This window comes from Streptomyces coacervatus (genome assembly GCF_029223485.1).
In the GTDB taxonomy this organism is placed as follows: domain Bacteria; phylum Actinomycetota; class Actinomycetes; order Streptomycetales; family Streptomycetaceae; genus Streptomyces; species Streptomyces coacervatus.
Genome location: NZ_JARHTP010000032.1, coordinates 30,408 through 50,242 on the forward strand (window position 1 = coordinate 30,408; position 19,835 = coordinate 50,242).

Below are 19,835 nucleotides of genomic sequence, written 5' to 3' on the forward strand. Positions count from 1 at the left end.
CCTCTGCACCACCGGGCACACCGGCCTCGGATCCCAAGCCGCCTTATTGTTCAGCGAACGAATGTTTCCAGCCACTCGGATTCGATCTCGCCCTCGGCGACGATCACTGCCGGGCCGGTCATCTCGATCTCGCCGTCGGGCTGTTCGGTGATCACCAGGGTTCCGCCGGGCACATCGACGGTGTACGTCACCGGGCTCCCGGTGACGGCCGGGTCGGCGCCGTCCCGACGGGCGGCGGCGACGGCGACGGCGCACGCGCCCGTGCCGCACGAGCGGGTCTCGCCGGCACCGCGCTCGTGGACGCGCAGCGCGACGTGCCGGGGACCGCGGTCGACCACGAACTCGACGTTCACCCCGTCCGGGTACACGGAGGCCGGGCTGAACGGCGGCGGGGAGAACAGGTTGCCGGCGTGCGCGAGGTCGTCGACGAACGCGACCGCGTGCGGGTTGCCCATGTTCACGTTCCGCGCGGGCCAGCTGCGCTCGCCGACACTCACCGTGACGTCCCCTTCGGGGAGGCGCGCCTTGCCCATGCCGACGGTGATGTCACCGTCCTTCGCGATGTGCACGCTCTTCACGCCCCCGCGCGTGGCCACCGCCAGGTCGCCCTCGCCCACGTACCCGGCGCGCTGGAGGTAGTGCGCGAACACCCGCACGCCGTTGCCGCACATCTCCGCGATCGAACCGTCGCCGTTGCGGTAGTCCATGAACCACTCGGCCTCGGCCGCCATGTCCTGCGCCTCGGGGTGCGCGGCGGACCGCACCACGTGCAGCAGGCCGTCACCGCCGATGCCCGCGCGGCGGTCGCACAGGGCGGCGACGGCGGCCGGGGGCAGGTCGATGGAGTTCTCGGGGTCCGGCACGATCACGAAGTCGTTCTCCGTGCCGTGGCCCTTGAGGAAGGCGATCCGCGTGCGCGTGCTCATGCCTCGATCGTAAGGGAAGGACGTTCTTTGACTGCGGGCCGGTGGGGGTTGATCACACAGTTCCCCGCGCCCCTTTCAGGGGCGTTTCAGCGGAGCCTTGCTACGCGCCATACGGCCAGGACGACCACCGCGGCCACTACGACCACGTACGCCAGGACCACTCGCCAGTCCGGTCTGCGGCCGGAGCCGCGCTGCGGCAGGCCCGGCCCGGTGTAGCCGACCCGGCGGGCGGCCATCATGCCCCAGCCCGCCGCGCAGGAGCAGATAAGGAGCCCCAGCATGGCGATCACGGCCCCGCTGTCGCCGAAGTCGAAGGCAAGTGGGAAGGCGAACATCAGGGAGCCGACCGCAGCGAGGGCGACGATGGGGGCGAGCTGCCAGATGCGCAGGCGGCGCTGCGGGCGCAGCTCGACCTCGACCTCGGGGCCACCGGCGAACATCTCTTCGGGCTCGGGGCCGTCGGCGGTCACTCCGCCCTGCGTCTCGTCGGGCCCGTCGGGGCTCAGACGGTCCTCGTCCTGCTCCGGTTCACCGCTCTCGACGGTGAGGGGCTCGGTGCCTTGTGCGGTGTCGCGAGGGCCGGCCTCCATCGCCACGCGCCCTCCCAACTAGGACTCCACTTGGTCGATCGAAGCTCGATGATGGCACGGCGCCGGAGGCCGGGACGGCGGCCGGAGCGTCCCGATGCCATGACGTGATCAGGCTGTAACCGGTCGTTCGACCAACGCCAGTGCGCGGTGCGGAAGTTCTGTGAGATCCGCCGCAGCCCCGCTGAGCCAGTGCACCCGCGGGTCGCGCCGGAACCAGGAATCCTGACGGCGCGCGAAGCGCTTGGTGGCGCGCACGGTCTCGGCCCGCGCCTCCTGCTCGGTGCACTCTCCCGCCAGCGCCGCGAGCACCTGCTGGTAGCCGAGCGCGCGGGCAGCCGTACGCCCCTCGCGCAGCCCCTGCGCCTCCAGCGCGCGCACCTCGTCCACGAGCCCCGTGTCCCACATCCGGTCGACCCGGCGGGCGATGCGCTCGTCGAGCTCGGGGCGGGCCACGTCGACGCCGATCTGGACGGTGTCGTAGACCGAGTCATGGCCGGGCAGGTTGGCGGTGAAGGGCTGGCCGGTGATCTCGATCACTTCGAGGGCGCGGACGATACGGCGGCCGTTGCTGGGCAGGATCGCCTGCGCCGCCTCGGGGTCCGCGGCGGCAAGTCTGGCATGCAGCGCGCCGGACCCGCGCAGTGCGAGCTCCTCCTCGAGCCGGGCTCTGACCTCGGGGTCGGTACCGGGGAACTCCAGGTTGTCGACGGCCCCGCGGACGTACAGGCCGGAGCCGCCGACCAGGATCGGCCAGCGGCCCTCGGCAAGCAGCCCGTCGATCTTGGCACGCGCCAGCTTCTGGTACTCGGCGACGGACGCCGTGACCGTCACGTCCCAGATATCGAGGAGGTGATGCGGAATGCCGCCACGCTCCTCGGGCGTCAGCTTGGCGGTTCCGATGTCCATCCCCCGGTAGAGCTGCATGGAGTCGGCGTTGACGACCTCGCCTCCGAGCTGCCGGGCGAGAAAAACGCCCAGATCGGATTTTCCTGCCGCGGTCGGTCCGACGACGGCGATGACTCGGGGGGCGGGGGGTGCGGTGCTCACTGCACCAGTCTCGCAAACCCCGAGGGCTGTCCTCGAACGAGTTACGTGACGGCACGGGGGCGGGGTCGTTGCCCGTTGCGAGGTTCTCGCCGCCGGTTTTCGGGAGGCGGCGGCCCGGGCGACGCAAACGGACGCACCGGACGACGCGGGATCTCACCCGCACAAGTAACTTATGGAGTGGATATGGGCGTTTTCGCACGACTTCTGCGGAGGTCGAAGGCTACGGAGGAGGCGTCAACCGCCGAGGCTCAGGCCGACACACAGACGGCCGAGCCCGCGGCGGAGGAGGCGGCAGAGACGAAGGGGTCGGCCGAGGCCGAGGAGCGGACCGAGAGCGAGCCGGCGCCGGCGCCGGCGGAAACCGTCGAGTCCACTTCCGGTGAGGGCGTCGAGATCCCCAAGCAGCAGTCCGCCGAGGAGGCGGCCGACAGCGACGCCGGCGAGGACGCCCGCACATAACCGCCCCGCGCGCGTGAGCCGAAGGGGCACGCCGGTGGCTGTGCCGTGGGGTGCACCAAGCCCGGGAACAACGGAAGGCGGACCATGGGTCTCCTGAACAATTTGAAGGCCAAGCTGTCCCCGGCCAAGGACAGGGTCTCCGGCCTCGCGCAGCAGCACGGGGGCAAGATCACGAACGGTCTCGACAAGGCCGCGAAGGTCGTCGACGAGAAGACCAAGGGCAAGTACAGCGACAAGATCCACACCGGGGCCGGCAGGGCCAAGGACGCCATGGAACGACTTGCGCACAAGGACGAGACGAGGACGGGCGGCGGCACGACCGCGCCGCCGCACTCCACGCCGCCGGCTTCCTGAACGGCACGGCACAACGGCGGACGGCCGCGGGGCCCTAGAGCCCCCGGCCGTCCGCCGTTTCCCCTGCGCTTCTACGACCAGGCCGCGACGATGTACCCCACCCCGTACGGCGCGTCCTCGTACAGCAGCGCACCGGCGAGGTCCGTGCCCTCGGCCGCGCCCGCGAGAACCTGCCAGGAGGCTCGGCCGGATGCCTTCAGCTCGTACGCCAGCTCGGTGTCCAGCGCCTTGAGAGCCGCCACGTCCGCCTCCCCCAGCGCACGCGCGACCGCCGCGTCGAAGGCTGCCGCGCGCTCGTCGAGATAACCGGGGGCCTTCAGCGTGCGGCACGCGCTGGCGTCGCCCATCACCAGCAGCGCCACCCGCTCGGCCCCGGCGGCGATTTCCCCTCCGACCTGAATACACCGCTCGGCCGCGAGTGGATCCCCCACACCGAGTCCCTCGATCGGAGCATCGGACCACCCGGTACGCCCAAGCAGCCACGCGGCCACCGCCAGCGAGGGCGGAAGCAACCGCTCCGACGCCGCCGGGGCCGGATCTTCGGCCTCGGCGTCCTTGGCCCTCCCGAGCCGTACGTCGACGTCCACGCCGAAGCCGCGGAAGGAGCCGAGGGTGCCCTCGCGATACATGCCACGGCCGCCCTGCTCGGCGGGACCGACGACGACGAGCCGGTCGGGCCGGGCAGCGGCGAGCACACCGAGCGCGTCCGTGCACGCGGCACGCGCGACGTCCAGTTCCGCGGCGGCACCCGCGGCCACCTCGGGCACGAGCAGCGGCGGGCAGGGGCAGACTGCAGCGGCGACAAGCACGATCGGCAGAGTAACCCCGCCGACTGCCGAGGGACACCGCGCCGAGCGGACCGGTCAGTCGCAGCCGCAGCCGCTCCCCGTCGCGACCGGCAGCGGCTCGGGGGCGCCGATCTTCGGCAGGCCCAGCATCACGCCCGCCGGCCTCGCCGCCTCGGCCGCGTTGCGCTTCTCCCAGGCATCCCCTGCGCGCGTGCGGCGCACGTCGAGGACGGCGCCCTCGGCGAGGAGGTGGTGCGGGGCGGCGTACGTTATCTCGACCGTGACCACGTCCCCGGGGCGCACCTCCTGCTCGGGCTTGGTGAAGTGGACCAGGCGGTTGTCGGGGGCGCGGCCGGAGAGACGGTGCGTGGCACCGTCCTTGCGGCCCTCGCCCTCGGCGACCATCAGCTCCAGGGTGCGGCCGACCTGCTTCTTGTTCTCCTCCCAGGAGATCTCCTCCTGGAGGGCGACGAGACGCTCGTAGCGCGCCTGGACGACCTCCTTGGGGATCTGGTTGTCCATGGTCGCGGCCGGGGTGCCGGGGCGCTTGGAGTACTGGAACGTGAAGGCCTGGGCGAACCGGGCGACGCGGACGGCGTGCAGGGTCTGCTCGAAGTCCTCCTCGGTCTCGCCGGGGAAGCCCACGATGATGTCGGTGGTGATGGCGGCGTGCGGGATGGCCGCCCGCACCTTCTCGATGATCCCGAGATAGCGCTCCTGCCGGTACGAGCGGCGCATCGCCTTCAGGACCGTGTCCGAGCCGGACTGCAGGGGCATGTGCAGCTGCGGCATCACGTTGGGGGTCTCGGCCATCGCCGCGATCACGTCGTCCGTGAAGTCGCGCGGGTGCGGGGAGGTGAAGCGGACGCGCTCCAGGCCGTCGATCCTTCCGCAGGCGCGCAGCAGCTTGCTGAAGGCCTCGCGGTCGCCGATGTCGGAGCCGTACGCGTTGACGTTCTGCCCGAGCAGCGTGATCTCCGAGACGCCCTCGCCGACCAGGGCCTCGATCTCGGCGAGGATGTCGCCGGTCCGGCGGTCCTTCTCCTTGCCGCGCAGGGCCGGGACGATACAGAAAGTGCAGGTGTTGTTGCAGCCGACGGAGATCGACACCCACGCCGCGTACGCGCTCTCGCGCCGCGTCGGCAGGGTGGAGGGGAACGCCTCCAGGGACTCGGCGATCTCGACCTGGGCCTCTTCCTGCACGCGCGCGCGTTCCAGCAGGACCGGCAGCTTGCCGATGTTGTGCGTGCCGAAGACGACGTCCACCCAGGGCGCCTTCTTCACGATGGTGTCCTGGTCCTTCTGCGCGAGACAGCCACCGACCGCGATCTGCATGCCGGGACGCTTCGTCTTCATCGGGGCGAGGCGGCCCAGGTTGCCGTACAGCCGGTTGTCGGCGTTCTCCCGCACGGCGCAGGTGTTGAAGACGACGACGTCCGCGTCCCCGTCCGACCCCTCGGGCGCACGCACGTATCCGGCCTCTTCGAGCAGCCCGGACAATCGCTCGGAATCGTGGACGTTCATCTGGCACCCGTAGGTGCGGACTTCGTAGGTCTTCACGCCCACTGCCTGGCTCCGGTCGATGCTGCTCATGTGACAAGGGTAGGCGGTGCCGGAAGTGTCTCCGGTCGCCCTGTGGACAACCTGGGCCTCACGGCTCGATGAGGCCCGCGCGGATCGCACAGCGGGTGAGTGCCAGACGCTCGCGCTGCCCTCGGCGACCACCCGCCGCCGCTCCCCCATACGCAGGCACGCCGCAAGACCTCACACACCGTCGGGCGCCCACCCCTGGCGGCGCAGCACCGCCGACACGTCCGGGGCCTCGTAGTGCTCGCCCTTGAGAACCTTGCCGTCGGTGCGGCGGGCGACCAGGCCGTCGGGGCCCAGCTTGGTCATGTTGGAGCGGTGGATCTCGGCGATCACCGCGTCGAGGTCGATGCCGTGGACCAGGGCCGTGCCGTAGGCGACGTAGACGACATCGGCCAGTTCGTGTGCGAGCTTGTCCAGCGGGCCCGTGACCGAGACCTCGGCGACCTCCGCGGCCTCCTCCGCAAGCAGTTCTCCGCGGTGGGCGGCAAGCGAGGGCGGGACCTCGGTGGGCGTACTACGGGCGTCGAGCCCGACGGCGAGGTGGAATTGGCGAACCAGGTCGGCGGGCGATGAGGTCATACGGCGACTCTAGCGATCGCCACTGACAACGCCCGGCCGTGATCCCGTTGTGACCCCTGCCCGGGCCGGCAGCCCTGGTCAGCACCGCGTTCCGGCTGGCAGGATCCCTCGCATGTCCAAGATGTTCCCCCGGATCGGCAGGCGCCGGGCCCTGCAAGGTGCAGCCGCCGGCGTCGTCGCCCTCGGGCTGCTGCTGTGGTGGCTGCTGCCCCTGGGCGAGGCCCCTCCGAGCGGAACGATCACGTTCAGCACGGGAACGCCGGCCGGGGTGTACCAGCAGTACGGCAAGCTGCTGCGCGCCGCGCTCGACAAGGACATGCCGGACCTCAAGGTGAAGCTGCTGACCAGCGACGGCTCCCAGGAGAACGTCAGACGGGTGGCGACCGGCAAGGCCGACTTCACGATCGCCGCGGCCGACGCGGTGGAGACGTACGAGCTGGCCGGCCACAACCCCGGCGCCCACCAGCTGCGCGGTGTCGCCCGCCTGTACGACGACTATGTGCAGCTCGTCGTCCCGCGCGACTCGGGCATCAAATCCGTCGTGGACCTCAAGGGCAAGCGGGTGGCCATAGGGCCGCCCAGCTCAGGCGTGCGACTGATCGCCGACCGGGTGCTCAAGGCGGCCGGCATCGACGCGGCGAAGGACATCACGCCGTTCGCCGACGGCATCGACACCGGGCCGGACCAGCTGAAGCAGGGCAAGATCGATGCGTTCTTCTGGTCCGGCGGGCTGCCCACGGAGGGGCTGCAGAAGCTCGCCGACACCTTCGCCTTCCGGTTCGTGCCGATCAAGCCCGGCCTCGTCGCCAAGCTGCACGGCCAGGGCCGGGCCACCCGCTACTACCGCGCCACCAACATGCCGGAGTCGGCCTACCCCAGTGTCCAGAACGGGGTCGCGGTGCCGACGCTGGCGGTGTCCAACGTGCTGATGACACGCAAGGACATGGACCCCCGGCTCACCGAGTGGATGACCCGCACCGTGATCAAGAGCCGTGACGGCATCGGGACAAGGGTCCACTCCGCGCAGCTCGTCGACCTGCGCACCGCGATCTACACCGACCCGCTGGCCCTGCACGAGGGCGCCCGGCGCTACTACCGATCGGTCAAGCCGTAGCCGTACCACTTCTGGGTCGGGCCGCAGCGGCCCCCTCGGTCAAGCCCTGGGGCTGTTCCTCGGCACGGACACCGTCACCGTCAGCCCGTGCGGCTCGTGATGGCCGTACGAGATCGAGCCGCCGCCCGCGGCGAGCAGCGTGCGCGAGATGGACAGGCCGAGGCCGGAGCCCTTGATGTTCTGGTGACGGCCGCTGCGCCAGAAGCGGTCGCCGACGCGGGCGAGTTCCTCTTCGGTCAGGCCCGGGCCGTTGTCGGTGACCACGACGGTCGAGGTGTCGCCGTCGGCCGCGACCGTGACCTCGACGCACTGGTCCTTCGGCGTGAACTTGACCGCGTTGTCGATCACCGCGTCCAGGGCGCTGGAGAGCGTGACCGGGTCCGCCCAGGCAGTGGTCGGGGGGCAATTGCCCACCAGCCGTACGCCCTTGGCCTCGGCGGTCGGCGTCCAGGCCGCGACGCGCTCCGCGGTCAGCGCGCCGACGTCGGTGATGTGCAGGTCGGCCTCGGTGTGCTCGGCCAGGGCCAGGTCGAGCAGGTCGTCGAGGACCTCCGCAAGACGCTTGCCCTCGGTACGGACCGATGCGATCTCCTCATTGCCCTCCGGCAGTTCGAGAGCCAGCAGTTCGATACGCAGCAGCAGCGCCGCAAGGGGGTTGCGCAACTGGTGCGAGGCGTCGGCGACGAAGGCGCGCTGCTGCTCCAGGACGTCCTCGACGTTGTCCGCCATCTCGTTGAACGCATGGGCCAGGCGCCGGAGTTCCGGGGGGCCGCCGGCGGCCGCAACCCGGGACTTCAGCCGACCGCTCGCGATCGCGTGGGTGGTGGCGTCCAGCACCCGTACGGGCCTGAGCACCCAGCCGGTCAGCCGGAGCGCGGCGCCGACGGCCAGCAGCATCGCGGCGATCTCGCCGACGCCGATGACCAGCCAGCCGTGCAGGATCCGCGAACGCAGCGCTCCGGTGGGCGAGTCGGTGACGACGACTGCGACGACGTCACCGTCGCGGATGACCGGTGAGGCGACGACCAGACGGTGGCGCTGCCAGGGCCACACCTGCTTGGGGTCGTGGCTGCGGCGGCTGAGCAGGGCCTCGGCGAACGCGTCGCGCACCTCGCCCTTGTCGGGGAAGAAGGTCTTCGGCGCCTGCGCCATGGGGCTGCCGGTACGGCAGAACACGCCGGCCCGGATGCCGTAGACGCCGTAATAACTGTCGAGTTCACTGCTCAGAGTCTCCAGGCGCTCGTCCGTGGACGTACGCGTGGAACTGCAGGCGTCGGTGACGAACTGGGCGAGGGACGCGAAGCGGGCCGTGTCGTCGATCCGGTCGACGACGACCTTCTGCTGCTGGGCGGAGGCCACGCTCACGGCGAGCGGGATACCGAGCGCGAGCAGCACGGCCGCCATCAGGACGATGAGCAGCGGAAGAAGACGAGTACGCACCCGTGCACGCTACGAGGCCGGAGCGACGAGTCGGTAACCGACGCCGCGTACGGTCTCGATCAGGGCCGGCATCCGCAGTTTGGCGCGCAGGGACGCGACATGCACCTCCAGGGTGCGTCCGGTCCCCTCCCAACTGGTGCGCCATACCTCGCTGATGATCTGCTCCCGGCGGAAGACGACCCCGGGCCGCTGTGCAAGCAGGGCGAGCAGATCGAACTCCTTGCGGGTCAGTTGGACAACCGAACCGTCCACGCTCACCTGCCGGGTGGGCAGTTCGATGAGCATGGACCCGAGGCGCAGTTCGTTCTCACCGCCCGCAGCGGCGTCCTCGTGGATGCTGCGCCGGCTGACGGCGTGGATCCGGGCGAGCAGTTCCCCGGTGTCGTACGGCTTCACCACGTAGTCGTCGGCGCCGAGGTTGAGGCCGTGGATGCGGGAGCGGACGTCGGAGCGCGCGGTGACCATGATCACCGGGGTGCTGGTGCGCTTGCGGATCTTGCCGCAGACCTCGTATCCGTCCTGGTCGGGCAGACCCAGATCGAGCAGGACGACGCCGAAGCCCTCGCCCTCCGGAACGAGCGCCTGGAGAGCTTCCTCGCCGCTACGCGCGTGCGTGACGTCGAAACCGTGCCGCGCCAGAACCGCAGAAAGAGCGGCGGCGACATGGTTGTCGTCCTCGACGAGGAGCAGTCTCATCCGGGCCTCCTTCGGTTCATCGGCCGTACGAACAGGATGGGTACAAGAGGGGTGCAAATCACCTGGCACGCGCGTGCGTGCATCAAGGCAGTCACGCTGATGGACGACGACGACGTCAAGTGGGTTCCGGTTGCGCGGCGCATTAGTTACCCGGCCGATACTCGACCCGCGCGCAAGTGCTACGACACGTGTCCGATTGCTATCGGATCGTGATGCTCAGATTCCCCTCAGATGTAATGACGCAGGTGGAACGGGGTTACTACTGTCCTCCGAAACCGAGGAGGACGGAGCCCGATAGCGATGACCGAAGTATCGGTGGCCAAGGAAGATGTGGCCGCGACCGGCGAACTGGTCGTCCTGAAGAGCGTCAACAAGCACTTCGGCGCGTTGCACGTACTCCAGGACATCGACCTGACGATCGCCCGCGGCGAGGTCGTCGTGGTCATCGGGCCCTCCGGGTCCGGTAAGTCCACCCTGTGCCGCACCATCAACCGCCTGGAGACAGTCGACTCCGGCTCGATCGCGATCGACGGCAAGGCGCTGCCCCAGGAGGGCAAGGAGCTGGCCCGGCTGCGCGCCGACGTCGGCATGGTCTTCCAGTCCTTCAACCTCTTCGCGCACAAGACCGTGCTCGAGAACGTGATGCTGGGTCAGATCAAGGTCCGCAAGGCCGACAAGAAGCAGGCCGAGGAGAAGGCCCGCGCCCTGCTGGACCGGGTCGGCGTGGCCACCCAGGCGGACAAGTACCCCGCACAGCTCTCCGGCGGCCAGCAGCAGCGCGTAGCCATCGCGCGGGCCCTGGCCATGGACCCCAAGGTCATGCTCTTCGACGAGCCGACATCGGCCCTCGACCCGGAGATGATCAACGAGGTCCTCGAGGTCATGCAGCAGCTCGCCCGCGACGGCATGACCATGATCGTCGTCACCCATGAGATGGGCTTCGCACGATCGGCTGCAAACCGTGTGGTCTTCATGGCGGACGGCCGGATCGTCGAAGAGGCTGCGCCGGACCAGTTCTTCAGCAATCCGCGCAGCGACCGGGCCAAGGACTTCCTGTCGAAGATCCTCCACCACTGACGGTCCACCTCGCGCAGCCACCGCCGGCCCCCATCTCTCTGCCGGCCCCCATCTCTTCACCAGCCAAAGGAAGTTCATCATGAAGCTCCGCAAGGTCACCGCAGCCTCGGCCGCCGTACTCGCTCTTGCCGTGGCGGCCACGGCTTGTGGGTCGAGCAACAACGACAAGGGCAGCGGCTCCTCCTCCGGCGGCGGCAAGAAGATCACCATCGGCATCAAGTTCGACCAGCCGGGCATCGGCCAGAAGACGCCGCAGGGTTACGCCGGCTTCGACATCGACGTCGCCACTTACGTCGCCAAGAAGCTCGGTTACAGCGCGAACCAGATCGAGTGGAAGGAGTCGAAGAGCGCCGACCGCGAGACCATGCTGCAGCGCGGTGACGTCGACTTCATCGCCGCCTCGTACTCGATCACCCCGGAGCGCGAGAAGTCGGTCGACTTCGCGGGCCCGTACCTGCTTGCCCACCAGGACGTCCTGGTCCGCGCAAACGACAACTCCATCAAGTCGCCGGCAGACCTCAACAAGAAGAACCTGTGCTCGGTGACCGGCTCGACGTCGGCGCAGAACGTGCACGACAAGCTGGCGCCCAACGCCCAGCTTCAGAAGTACCCGACCTACTCGGCCTGTCTGACCGGCCTGCAGAGCGGCGCGATCGACGCACTCACCACGGATGACTCGATCCTCGCCGGTTACGCCTCCCAGGCCCAGTACAAGGGCAAGTTCAAGCTGGGCGGCTTCAAGATGACCAACGAGAACTACGGCATCGGCATCAAGAAGGGCAGCGCCCTCAAGGCCAAGATCAACAAGGCTCTCGAGGACATGGTCTCCGACGGTTCCTGGGAGACGGCCGTGAAGAAGAACTTCGGCCCGGCGAACTACAAGAACGAGCCCGCGCCGAAGATCGGCGACGTCAAGAGCTGAAGCAACGCCTGACAGGTGCGCCGTCCTCCGAGGCGGCGCACCGGGGCATTCCTACACGCGGAAGCGCGGGAGATCGTGTTCGACTTTCTTCAAGGTTACGACGTGCTGGGGGCCTTCTGGACGACGGTGCAGCTGACGCTGCTCGCTGCCGTCGGCTCCCTGGTCTGGGGCACTCTGCTGGCGGCCATGCGCGTCGGCCCGGTCCCTCTGATGCGCGGTTTCGGCACCGTCTATGTGAATACCGTGCGGAACATTCCGTTGACCGTGATCATTCTGTTCACGTCGCTGGGCCTGGCCAACACCCTGGGCGTCACCCTCGGCGCGAAGGGGGTCATCGACACGCTCAACTTCCGGCTCGCCGTTCTCGGTCTGGTCGCGTACACGTCGGCGTTCGTGTGTGAGGTGATCCGGTCCGGCATCAACACGGTGCCGGTCGGTCAGGCTGAGGCCGCCCGCGCGATCGGCCTCAGCTTCTCCCAGGTGCTCCGGCTGGTCGTACTGCCGCAGGCGTTCCGTTCTTCCGTGGGCCCGCTGGCGAACGTCCTGATCGCCCTCACGAAGAACACCACGGTGGCCGCCGCGATCGGTGTCGCCGAGGCGGCGACTCTGATGAAGACGATGGTCGAGAAGGAAGCCCAACTCATCCCGATCACCGCGGTCTTCGCGCTGGGCTTCGTGATTCTGACGCTGCCGACCGGTCTGATCCTCGGCTGGGTGGGCAAGAAGGTGGCGATCAAGCGATGAGTTCCGTTCTCTACGACGCGCAGGGGCCACGCGCCAAGCGGCGCAACGTCCTCTTCACCGGCGTCTTCGTGGTCGCCCTCGCGGCGGTTGTGTGGTGGGTGTACACCAGCCTCGACGACAAGAACCAGCTTGAGTGGGCGCTATGGAAGCCCTTCTTCGGCACGGAAGCCTGGTCCACATACCTCTGGCCGGGCCTGCAGAACACCTTGAAGGCCGCAGCGCTGGCCATGGTCATCGCGCTGCCGTTCGGCGCCATCCTGGGCATCGCCCGGCTCTCCGACCACGTCTGGGTCCGCGTACCCGCCGCTCTCGTGGTGGAGTTCTTCCGGGCGATCCCCGTGCTGGTCCTGATGATCTTCGGGCTCGCCCTGTATGCCAACTACACCAGCGTCAGTTCGGACGACCGCCCGCTGTACGCGGTCGTCACCGGCCTTGTGCTGTACAACGCCGCGGTCCTCGCGGAGATCGTCCGGGCCGGCATCCTGGCCCTGCCCAAGGGCCAGTCCGAGGCGGCCGTGGCGATCGGCATGCGCAAGGGCCAGGTGATGCGGCTCATCCTGCTGCCGCAGTCGGTCACCGCGATGCTGCCGGCCATCGTCAGCCAGCTCGTCGTGATCGTGAAGGACACCGCCCTGGGCGGCGCGGTCCTCACCTTCCCGGAACTGCTCGCGTCCGGCAACACGATGATCGGCTACTACGGCAACACCATCGCCACCTTCACGGTCATCGCTGTGATCTTCATTGCGCTGAACTTCTCGATCACGACCTTCGCAGGCTGGCTGGAGGCCAGGCTCAGGCGCAGCAAGAAGAGCACGGGCGCGGTCCTCGGCGAGGACGCGGTCGAGATCAACCCGGCGGCGGTGGGCGGTGGCTTCGGCACCGGCGGCGAGGGTGGTGGCCTCCCCGGCAGCCGGACCTATCTCTGACGACCAGTCAAACAGCATGGGCGACACGGAGGCAGTGGCATGATCGCCACTGCCTCCGTCGCTTGACGCAAACCCCGCCAATGGGTTGCATACGTTCTGTGATCGTGCACCCTGCTCCAACTTCCTGTTCACATACGTCCGTCAGGACACCGCCGCGGGCAGGGGGCGCCGCGCCGTGGACCCGGTGATCATCGTCGGAGCGGGGCCCGTCGGGCTCACGCTCGCCCTGGCACTGGCCCGTCAGGAAGTCCCCTCCGTCGTGCTGGACGAGGGTCCCGGCAAGGACGAATCGCGCCCGGCGCGCACCGTGGTCCTGCGCGAGGACACCGCCGCGCTGGTGGAGCGGCTGGCCGGTGTCCCGCTCGCTCGGGACGGGGCCCACTGGGCCGGATGGCGGTCGATGCGGCGCAAGCAGGTGATGCGCGAGGTCTCGTTCGGCGGCGATGACCCCGCCCCGCTGCACATCGCCCAGCACGCCCTGACCGGCGCCCTGCGCGCCGCCCTGGCCGCCGAGCCCCTCGTCGAGGTCGCCGTGGACAGCCGCCTCGACGCCGTCGAGCAGGAGCGCTCGGGGGTCACTGCCCACACGCGCGGCCCCAAAGGCACCTGGTGGCGCGGCAGTTATCTGGTCGGCTGCGACGGCCCGCGCTCCACCGTGCGCAAACTCCAGGACATCCGCTTCCCGGGCCGTACCGCGGTGGAGCGACACGCCGTAGCCGCGCTGCGCACGGAACTTCCGTGGCCAGACGAGGCGTTGCTCCATCGGATGCCGCCGTGGCGGACGTCCGGGCCCTCGGCCGGGGAGGTGACCGCCCGCCCCCTCCCGGACGGCGTGTGGCGCCTGGACTGGCTGCTACCGCCGGGCAAGGACCTGGTCACGCCCGAGCTGCTGCTGGCCCGCATCCGGGAGACCCTGGCCGGGTGGAGCGGCGGCACGACACCGCCGTACGAACTCCTCGACACCGGAGTCCACACCGTCCACCACCGGCTGGCCCGCCGGTGGCGGGTCGGCCGGGTCTTCCTCGCCGGGGACGCGGCGCACCTGCTCGGCGCCCTGGGCACGCAGGGCTTGGACGAGGGGCTCAGGGACGCCGACAACCTGGCCTGGAAGCTGGCGCTCGCCTGGCACCACGGGCCGCACGAGGCGCTGCTCGACAGCTACCAGGCGGAGCGTCGCGGGGTCGTCGCCGGCCGACTGCGCGCCGCCGACCAGGTGCTGCCGCTGCTACGCGCCGGCGGAGGGCTGCGCGTGTACATGCCCGGCTCGGCCCGCGGCCACGACGCGCTGCTCACCGACGGTCACCTGGGGCGTGGAGCGCTCGGTGCGCCGGGGGCGTACGCCACCTCCCCGCTCGCGCCCCGGCACCTCGAAGAGGAGGCCCCCGTGGACACGGCGCCCGGTGCGGCGGTCACCGATGTGCGGGTCACGGCGGAGGACGGCTCCTTCGTACAGCTGCGGGACCGGCTCGGGCGCGGTGCCCTGCTGGTGGTGCTGATCGCGCCGGGCACGGGAGTGTGGGCCCGCAAGCACTGGGTGACCGCCGGGATCATGCCCCGCCTGGCGGCCGCGGTGGCCGCGCTGCCGCACCCCGCCGAGCTGCTGGTCGCCGAGAGCTACCCCGGAGCAGCCGCCCACACCGTGCTGTTGGTCCGGCCCGACGGCCACCTGGTCGCGGCACTGAGCGGCGTACGTCCGGCCGACCTGTACGCGGCGGCGGAGGCGACGCTGGGAGGACCGGCGAAGGCTGAGGCCACGGTCGGCTCGACCTCGAAGTGACCCTACTCACCGTCACCCCGTGGTCCACATAGTGACGGTGAGTTGACCGCTGCACACCGTCAATGGTGTACTCCGAATCGTGACCGACACCCTTGTGCGCCTGTGGCGGAGGGTCCATATGGACCTCGTCCGCTATGCGGGCTGCGTGTGTCGTCCGTCCTGCTGAATTCGCATCCCACTCCTGCCGCGCGCGCCTTCCAGTGCTGCCGCGCGCTCCCACGCGAACACTTTTCAGGACGGTGCCACGTGTCTGTCTCCCCTTCTGCCTCGCCCTTTGCCTCCCCTCCGGCCGCCGCACCCGCCCAGGTTCCGACACAGGCGGATCTCCTCGACTTCGTACGGCGCACGGCCGCCGACGCCGAGCTGATCGCCTCGCTCCCGCTCGACCCCGAGGGCCGCACCTGGGTGCGCCTCGAGGGACCCGGCGGCAGCGAGGCCTGGTTGATCGGCTGGCCGCCCGGCACGGGCACCGGCTGGCACGACCACGCCGAGTCCGTCGGCGCATTCGTGACGGCGTCCGGTGAACTCAAGGAGAACTCGCTCGCCGCCCGGCTGCCCGCCGACGGCTGGAAGACCCTGGAACTCACCGACGGCGTGGACCGGGAGCGGCGGCTGCCGGCCGGCAAGGGGCGTGCCTTCGGTCGCCATCACGTCCACGAGGTGCTCAACGAGTCCGCCGACCGACACGCGGTCTCCGTCCACGCCTACTACCCGCCCCTGCCGCAGATCCGCCGCTACAGCCGCGTGGGCCAGGTCCTGCGTCTGGAGCAGGTCGAGCGTCCGGAGGACTGGCAGTGAGCGGCGACGGTTCGACCCGCAGTCAGGCGGGCGGCGCTGGCGAACAGCCCGTCGGCATCGACGAGTTGCTGAGGCGGGTGCGCGAGGGCTACGAGCGGATCGAGCCTAAGGAGGCGTACGACGCCGCCCAGGCCGGCGAGGCGCTCCTGGTCGACATCCGATACGCCGCCCTGCGTGAGCGGGACGGCCTGATCCCGAGCGCCCTCGTCGTCGAGCGCAACGAGCTGGAATGGCGCCTCGATCCGCAGGGCAGCCACCGCCTGCCCGAGGCCACGAGTCACGAGGTGCGGGTCGTGGTGATCTGCAACGAGGGGTACGCATCGAGCCTCGCGGCGGCGTCCCTGCACCAGTTGGGACTGGGACGGGCCACCGATCTGGTCGGCGGGTTCCAGGCGTGGAAGGCGGCGGGGCTGCCCGTGACGTCGTAGGCGGTTCGCGATCGGTCCTCGCCGACGCCGGTGCTCAGTGGCCGTCCGACGTGTCCTCGAGATGGCCTTGAGGCAGACGACGACAGCACCGGCGAGGAGCAACCGAGCCGCCGGGTTTGACGGTCACGCCGGACCGAGCGCGGCACGCATCCCGGCGGCCACGCCTCGATGGCTCGTGCCGCGTCAGAAACCCTCGTCCCCGAGGAACTCCGTGTCCTCCCCCTCTTCCTCCAGCGCCTGCCGGACCACTCGCAGCGCCATGCCCTCGGAGTAGCCCTTGCGGGCCAGCATGCCCGCGAGGCGGCGCAGCCGTTTGTCGCGGTCCAAGCCGCGCGTGGAACGCAGCTTGCGGGCGACTAGTTCGCGCGCGGTCTCCTCTTCCTGCTCGGAGTCGAGCTGTGAGACGGCCTCGTCGATCAGTGTGGAGTCGACGCCCTTGGTCCGCAGCTCCTGGGCCAGCGCCCGCCGGGCGAGCCCCCGACCGTGGTGCCGGGACTCCACCCAGGCGTCCGCGAACGCACTGTCGTTGATCAGCCCGACCTCCTCGAACCGCGACAGCACCTCCTCCGCGGCGTCGTCCGGGATCTCCCGCTTGCGCAGGGCGTCGGCAAGTTGCTTGCGCGTGCGCGGGGTCCCGGTGAGCAGGCGCAGGCAGATCGCCCGTGCCCGCTCGACCGGGTCCCCTGAGGACTCCTCCTGCTCGGCCCTCGACGAGGAGGAGGAGCCCCCGTCCTCACCGGCCGGCTCGCCGCGACGTCGCTGCCGACGCCCTCGGGAGCCGCCCGCACCACGGGCCCCGCCATCCCGGGCCGCACCGCCACGACGGCGCGAGTGACCGCCGGACGAGCTGGAGCCACGCGCCGAGCCATCGTCCGGCCACTCCACGCCACCGGACGACTCGCTCTCGCCGTACGACCTACTGTCCCGATAGGACGCGCTGTCGCTGTACGAGCCCCCCGTGCCGTACGACTCCGCACGGCCACGTCCCCCGTCCGTGCCATACCCCGCATCGTCCCCGTGCGCATCGCCGCCCAGCCCGGCAGAACCCCCGTCGCCTCCCTCACCCCGCATACGCGGAGCGTCCTGGTAGGCGTACTCGGCCCAGTCGGTTCGCCGTGTCACGGGGTCAGCTCTTGGTAGCCGGGGCCTTGGCCTTCGCCGCCTTGGCCGCCGTCGGGGCCGGCACCTTCGTGGCGTCGTCCGCGGTGGCGGTGACGGCGGCATCCGCGCCCGGCTCAGCGGTGGGCTCCTCCGGTCGCACGCCGACGCCCAGCTTCTCCTTGATCTTCTTCTCGATCTCGTTGGCCAGGTCGGGGTTGTCCTTCAGGAAGTTGCGCGCGTTCTCCTTGCCCTGGCCGAGCTGGTCGCCCTCGTACGTGTACCAGGCGCCGGCCTTGCGGACGAAGCCGTTCTCCACACCCATGTCGATCAGGCCGCCCTCGCGGCTGATGCCCTGGCCGTAGAGGATGTCGAACTCGGCCTGCTTGAAGGGCGGGGCGACCTTGTTCTTGACGACCTTGACTCGGGTGCGGTTGCCGACCGCGTCCGTGCCGTCCTTCAGGGTCTCGATACGGCGGATGTCGAGGCGCACCGAGGCGTAGAACTTCAGCGCCCGGCCACCGGTCGTGGTCTCCGGGGAGCCGAACATCACGCCGATCTTCTCGCGGAGCTGGTTGATGAAGATCGCGGTGGTCTTGGACTGGTTGAGCGCGCTGGTGATCTTCCGCAGGGCCTGGCTCATCAGTCGGGCCTGCAGACCGACGTGGCTGTCGCCCATCTCGCCCTCGATCTCCGCGCGCGGGACGAGGGCGGCGACGGAGTCGATGACGATGAGGTCGAGGGCACCGGAGCGGACCAGCATGTCCACGATCTCCAGGGCCTGCTCGCCGTTGTCCGGCTGGGAGAGGATCAGGTTGTCGATGTCGACGCCGAGCTTCTTCGCGTACTCGGGGTCGAGGGCGTGCTCCGCGTCCACGAAGGCGACCTGGCCGCCGGCCTTCTGCGCGTTCGCCACCGCGTGCAGCGTCAGGGTCGTCTTGCCGGAGGACTCCGGGCCGTACACCTCCACCACGCGGCCACGCGGCAGGCCGCCGACGCCGAGGGCGACGTCGAGTGCGGTCGACCCGGTGGGGATGACCTCGATGGGCTCGTTCGGCCGCTCGCCGAGGCGCATCACGGCGCCCTTGCCGAACTGCCGTTCAATCTGTGCGAGCGCGGCGTCGAGCGCCTTCTCGCGGTCGGTTCCTGCCATGGGTTCCACCCGGTTTGCTTGAGTCGATCGCTTCACGTCAAAGACGCTAACGCCTGCCACTGACAATGCGCCCCGACGCCCGTCCAGCCTGTGGATAACTCGGGGACGTCTCCGTCAAAACCGTGTCGAATTACCCATCGGGAGCTTCGCCGGAGCCTCCATAAGAATGGATGTTCGATTTTCGTGTCAAGCGCACCACGCGACACCTCCGAGACTACGTCCGCGGTCCGACAGCAGGCCGGACTCCGGGCCGTCCGGCCCCTGTTCGTGCCGGCGTCCCGTCCGGCTGGTCCCCGAGCTACTCCCCGCGGCGTACGGCGGGTGTCTTCGGCCGGACGACGACTGGACAGGGCGGCCTCGCGAGGCTGAAGGCATGGAGACCAAGAAGCTCACCCGAGAGGGCGGCAGGGCAGAACGTCCCCCTGGCAGCACGGCGGTCACGCGACGGACGGGGGCACGGGCCTGATGACAGCCTCCACCGTGGCGACACGGCCGTCGGCCATGGTGGCGTGGTGGTCGGGGCTCCGCCCGGCCGAGCGCCTCTGCCACACCGTCGGTCTCCTCCTGATCCTCTCCGGTCTCGCGCACCTGGTGGTGTTCGCCGTGGACGGCGGCCCCTGGGACGGGCCTGTCTCCTGGCGCAAGCCCGTCACCTTCGGGCTGTCCTTCGGGGCGACACTGATCGCGGTCACCTGGGTGACGTCGTTTCTGCGCGTCGGCTCACGGCTGCGCGCCCTGCTGCTCATCGTGTTCGCCGCCGACTGCGTCGTGGAGGTCGGCGGTATCACCCTTCAAGCCTGGCGCCGGGTGCCCTCGCACCTCGACATGGAGACGCCGTTCGACACCGTGGTGTCCATGACGCTCGCGGTGGGCGGTGGCGTCCTCGTGGTGCTGCTCACCGTGTTCGCCCTCGCCTCGTTCCGGCACCGGCCCACAGGCCCGGCGGGGATGGCGCTCGCGGTGCGTTCCGGCTTCGCGATCCTGCTCGTCGCGCTCGCTTCGGGCGCCGCGATGATCGCGCGCGGTGTCGTGCTCACCCGTACCGGGCACCAGGAGGCGGCGTACCACTCGACGGCCCCTCTCAAGCCGCTGCACGGGGTCAGCCTGCACGCTGTCCTGGTCCTGCCGGTGCTGGCCTGGCTGCTGTCCCGCACGTCCTGGAGCGAGCCGGTCCGGCGGCGGATCGTGGCCGCGGCGGCCGGTTGCTATGTGGCTGCCGTCGTTGGTGCCGGGGTGTGGGCCCTCCTGACCTACTGAGCCGGTGGCGCCTGCCGATCCGTCTGTGCCTCACGACCTACCGACACGGCCTCCCCCAAGAGGAGGTGCCGT

The 19,835-nt window shown here is 70.0% G+C and carries 22 protein-coding genes; 12 read left to right on the forward strand and 10 right to left on the reverse strand.

The window, feature by feature from the left end; genetic code table 11:
* Positions 1-50 precede the first annotated feature (50 nt).
* From dapF to miaA, 3 genes are all read right to left on the reverse strand, one after another.
* Positions 51-926 carry a diaminopimelate epimerase gene (dapF, locus tag P2Q00_RS47340; RefSeq protein WP_275781114.1) on the reverse strand — a complete coding sequence of 292 codons (876 nt, stop codon included), beginning with the start codon at positions 924-926 and terminating at the stop codon, positions 51-53.
* An 86-nt stretch (positions 927-1,012) separates the two neighbouring features.
* Positions 1,013-1,516, reverse strand: coding sequence for a hypothetical protein (locus P2Q00_RS47345; protein WP_275781161.1), 504 nt, complete (start codon positions 1,514-1,516; stop codon positions 1,013-1,015).
* 108 nt (positions 1,517-1,624) lie between these two features.
* A complete protein-coding gene (gene miaA, locus P2Q00_RS47350) occupies positions 1,625-2,563 on the reverse strand; it encodes a tRNA (adenosine(37)-N6)-dimethylallyltransferase MiaA (RefSeq protein ID WP_275781115.1) in 939 nt (312 codons plus the stop codon).
* Between the two features lie 183 nt (positions 2,564-2,746).
* Between miaA and P2Q00_RS47355 the strand changes: the two genes are divergently transcribed.
* Positions 2,747-3,022 (forward strand): hypothetical protein, encoded by a 276-nt coding sequence (locus tag P2Q00_RS47355; RefSeq protein ID WP_275781116.1) that lies wholly within the window; start codon positions 2,747-2,749, stop codon positions 3,020-3,022.
* Positions 3,023-3,106: 84 nt separating this feature from the next.
* Positions 3,107-3,376, forward strand: a complete 270-nt coding sequence (locus P2Q00_RS47360; protein ID WP_275781117.1) for an antitoxin — start codon at positions 3,107-3,109, stop codon at positions 3,374-3,376.
* Positions 3,377-3,447: 71 nt separating this feature from the next.
* On the opposite strand, the gene P2Q00_RS47365 is transcribed toward P2Q00_RS47360, so the two are convergent.
* From P2Q00_RS47365 to P2Q00_RS47375, 3 genes are all read right to left on the reverse strand, one after another.
* Positions 3,448-4,185, reverse strand: a complete 738-nt coding sequence (locus P2Q00_RS47365; RefSeq protein WP_275781118.1) for a class III extradiol dioxygenase subunit B-like domain-containing protein — start codon at positions 4,183-4,185, stop codon at positions 3,448-3,450.
* A gap of 54 nt (positions 4,186-4,239) precedes the next feature.
* A complete protein-coding gene (gene miaB / locus P2Q00_RS47370) occupies positions 4,240-5,757 on the reverse strand; it encodes a tRNA (N6-isopentenyl adenosine(37)-C2)-methylthiotransferase MiaB (RefSeq protein WP_275781119.1) in 1,518 nt (505 codons plus the stop codon).
* A gap of 171 nt (positions 5,758-5,928) precedes the next feature.
* Positions 5,929-6,333 (reverse strand): pyrophosphohydrolase domain-containing protein, encoded by a 405-nt coding sequence (locus tag P2Q00_RS47375; RefSeq protein ID WP_275781120.1) that lies wholly within the window; start codon positions 6,331-6,333, stop codon positions 5,929-5,931.
* Between the two features lie 112 nt (positions 6,334-6,445).
* Here P2Q00_RS47375 and P2Q00_RS47380 point away from each other — a divergent pair, with 112 nt between their 5' ends.
* Entirely contained in the window at positions 6,446-7,447 is a 1,002-nt protein-coding gene (locus P2Q00_RS47380; protein ID WP_275781121.1) for a TAXI family TRAP transporter solute-binding subunit, read from the forward strand.
* Positions 7,448-7,486: 39 nt separating this feature from the next.
* Here P2Q00_RS47380 and P2Q00_RS47385 read toward each other — a convergent pair whose 3' ends face one another.
* Both P2Q00_RS47385 and P2Q00_RS47390 read right to left on the reverse strand, forming a co-directional pair.
* On the reverse strand, positions 7,487-8,887 hold the full coding sequence (locus P2Q00_RS47385; protein WP_275781122.1) for a HAMP domain-containing sensor histidine kinase: 1,401 nt from the start codon (positions 8,885-8,887) through the stop codon (positions 7,487-7,489).
* 9 nt (positions 8,888-8,896) lie between these two features.
* The gene (locus tag P2Q00_RS47390) at positions 8,897-9,583 is read right to left on the reverse strand and encodes a response regulator transcription factor (protein WP_275781123.1); all 687 of its coding nucleotides are present in this window, start codon (positions 9,581-9,583) and stop codon (positions 8,897-8,899) included.
* 300 nt (positions 9,584-9,883) lie between these two features.
* Between P2Q00_RS47390 and P2Q00_RS47395 the strand changes: the two genes are divergently transcribed.
* The 8 genes from P2Q00_RS47395 (at position 9,884) to P2Q00_RS47425 (ending at position 16,255) form a co-directional block, all read left to right on the forward strand.
* Positions 9,884-10,660, forward strand: coding sequence for an amino acid ABC transporter ATP-binding protein (locus P2Q00_RS47395; protein WP_275781124.1), 777 nt, complete (start codon positions 9,884-9,886; stop codon positions 10,658-10,660).
* A 79-nt stretch (positions 10,661-10,739) separates the two neighbouring features.
* A complete protein-coding gene (locus tag P2Q00_RS47400; protein ID WP_275781125.1) occupies positions 10,740-11,582 on the forward strand; it encodes a glutamate ABC transporter substrate-binding protein in 843 nt (280 codons plus the stop codon).
* 75 nt (positions 11,583-11,657) lie between these two features.
* Positions 11,658-12,326: an amino acid ABC transporter permease gene (locus P2Q00_RS47405; RefSeq protein WP_275781126.1), complete on the forward strand. Its 669-nt coding sequence runs from the start codon at positions 11,658-11,660 to the stop codon at positions 12,324-12,326.
* A complete protein-coding gene (locus tag P2Q00_RS47410; RefSeq protein WP_275781128.1) occupies positions 12,323-13,252 on the forward strand; it encodes an amino acid ABC transporter permease in 930 nt (309 codons plus the stop codon). Before P2Q00_RS47405 ends, P2Q00_RS47410 begins: the two co-directional genes overlap by 4 nt.
* A gap of 175 nt (positions 13,253-13,427) precedes the next feature.
* On the forward strand, positions 13,428-15,029 hold the full coding sequence (locus tag P2Q00_RS47415; protein WP_275781130.1) for an FAD-dependent monooxygenase: 1,602 nt from the start codon (positions 13,428-13,430) through the stop codon (positions 15,027-15,029).
* A 118-nt stretch (positions 15,030-15,147) separates the two neighbouring features.
* Positions 15,148-15,195, forward strand: a complete 48-nt coding sequence (locus P2Q00_RS51055) for a hypothetical protein (RefSeq protein ID WP_309506048.1) — start codon at positions 15,148-15,150, stop codon at positions 15,193-15,195.
* Positions 15,196-15,275: 80 nt separating this feature from the next.
* Entirely contained in the window at positions 15,276-15,827 is a 552-nt protein-coding gene (locus P2Q00_RS47420) for a cupin domain-containing protein (RefSeq protein WP_275781131.1), read from the forward strand.
* Complete coding sequence (locus P2Q00_RS47425; protein WP_275781132.1) at positions 15,824-16,255, forward strand: rhodanese-like domain-containing protein; 432 nt, start codon at positions 15,824-15,826, stop codon at positions 16,253-16,255. Before P2Q00_RS47420 ends, P2Q00_RS47425 begins: the two co-directional genes overlap by 4 nt.
* A gap of 183 nt (positions 16,256-16,438) precedes the next feature.
* Here P2Q00_RS47425 and recX read toward each other — a convergent pair whose 3' ends face one another.
* Both recX and recA read right to left on the reverse strand, forming a co-directional pair.
* A complete protein-coding gene (gene recX, locus P2Q00_RS47430) occupies positions 16,439-17,377 on the reverse strand; it encodes a recombination regulator RecX (RefSeq protein WP_275781133.1) in 939 nt (312 codons plus the stop codon).
* A 4-nt stretch (positions 17,378-17,381) separates the two neighbouring features.
* On the reverse strand, positions 17,382-18,506 hold the full coding sequence (gene recA / locus P2Q00_RS47435) for a recombinase RecA (RefSeq protein ID WP_275781134.1): 1,125 nt from the start codon (positions 18,504-18,506) through the stop codon (positions 17,382-17,384).
* Between the two features lie 501 nt (positions 18,507-19,007).
* Here recA and P2Q00_RS47440 point away from each other — a divergent pair.
* The gene (locus P2Q00_RS47440) at positions 19,008-19,763 is read left to right on the forward strand and encodes a hypothetical protein (RefSeq protein WP_425579666.1); all 756 of its coding nucleotides are present in this window, start codon (positions 19,008-19,010) and stop codon (positions 19,761-19,763) included.
* Positions 19,764-19,835 lie beyond the last annotated feature (72 nt).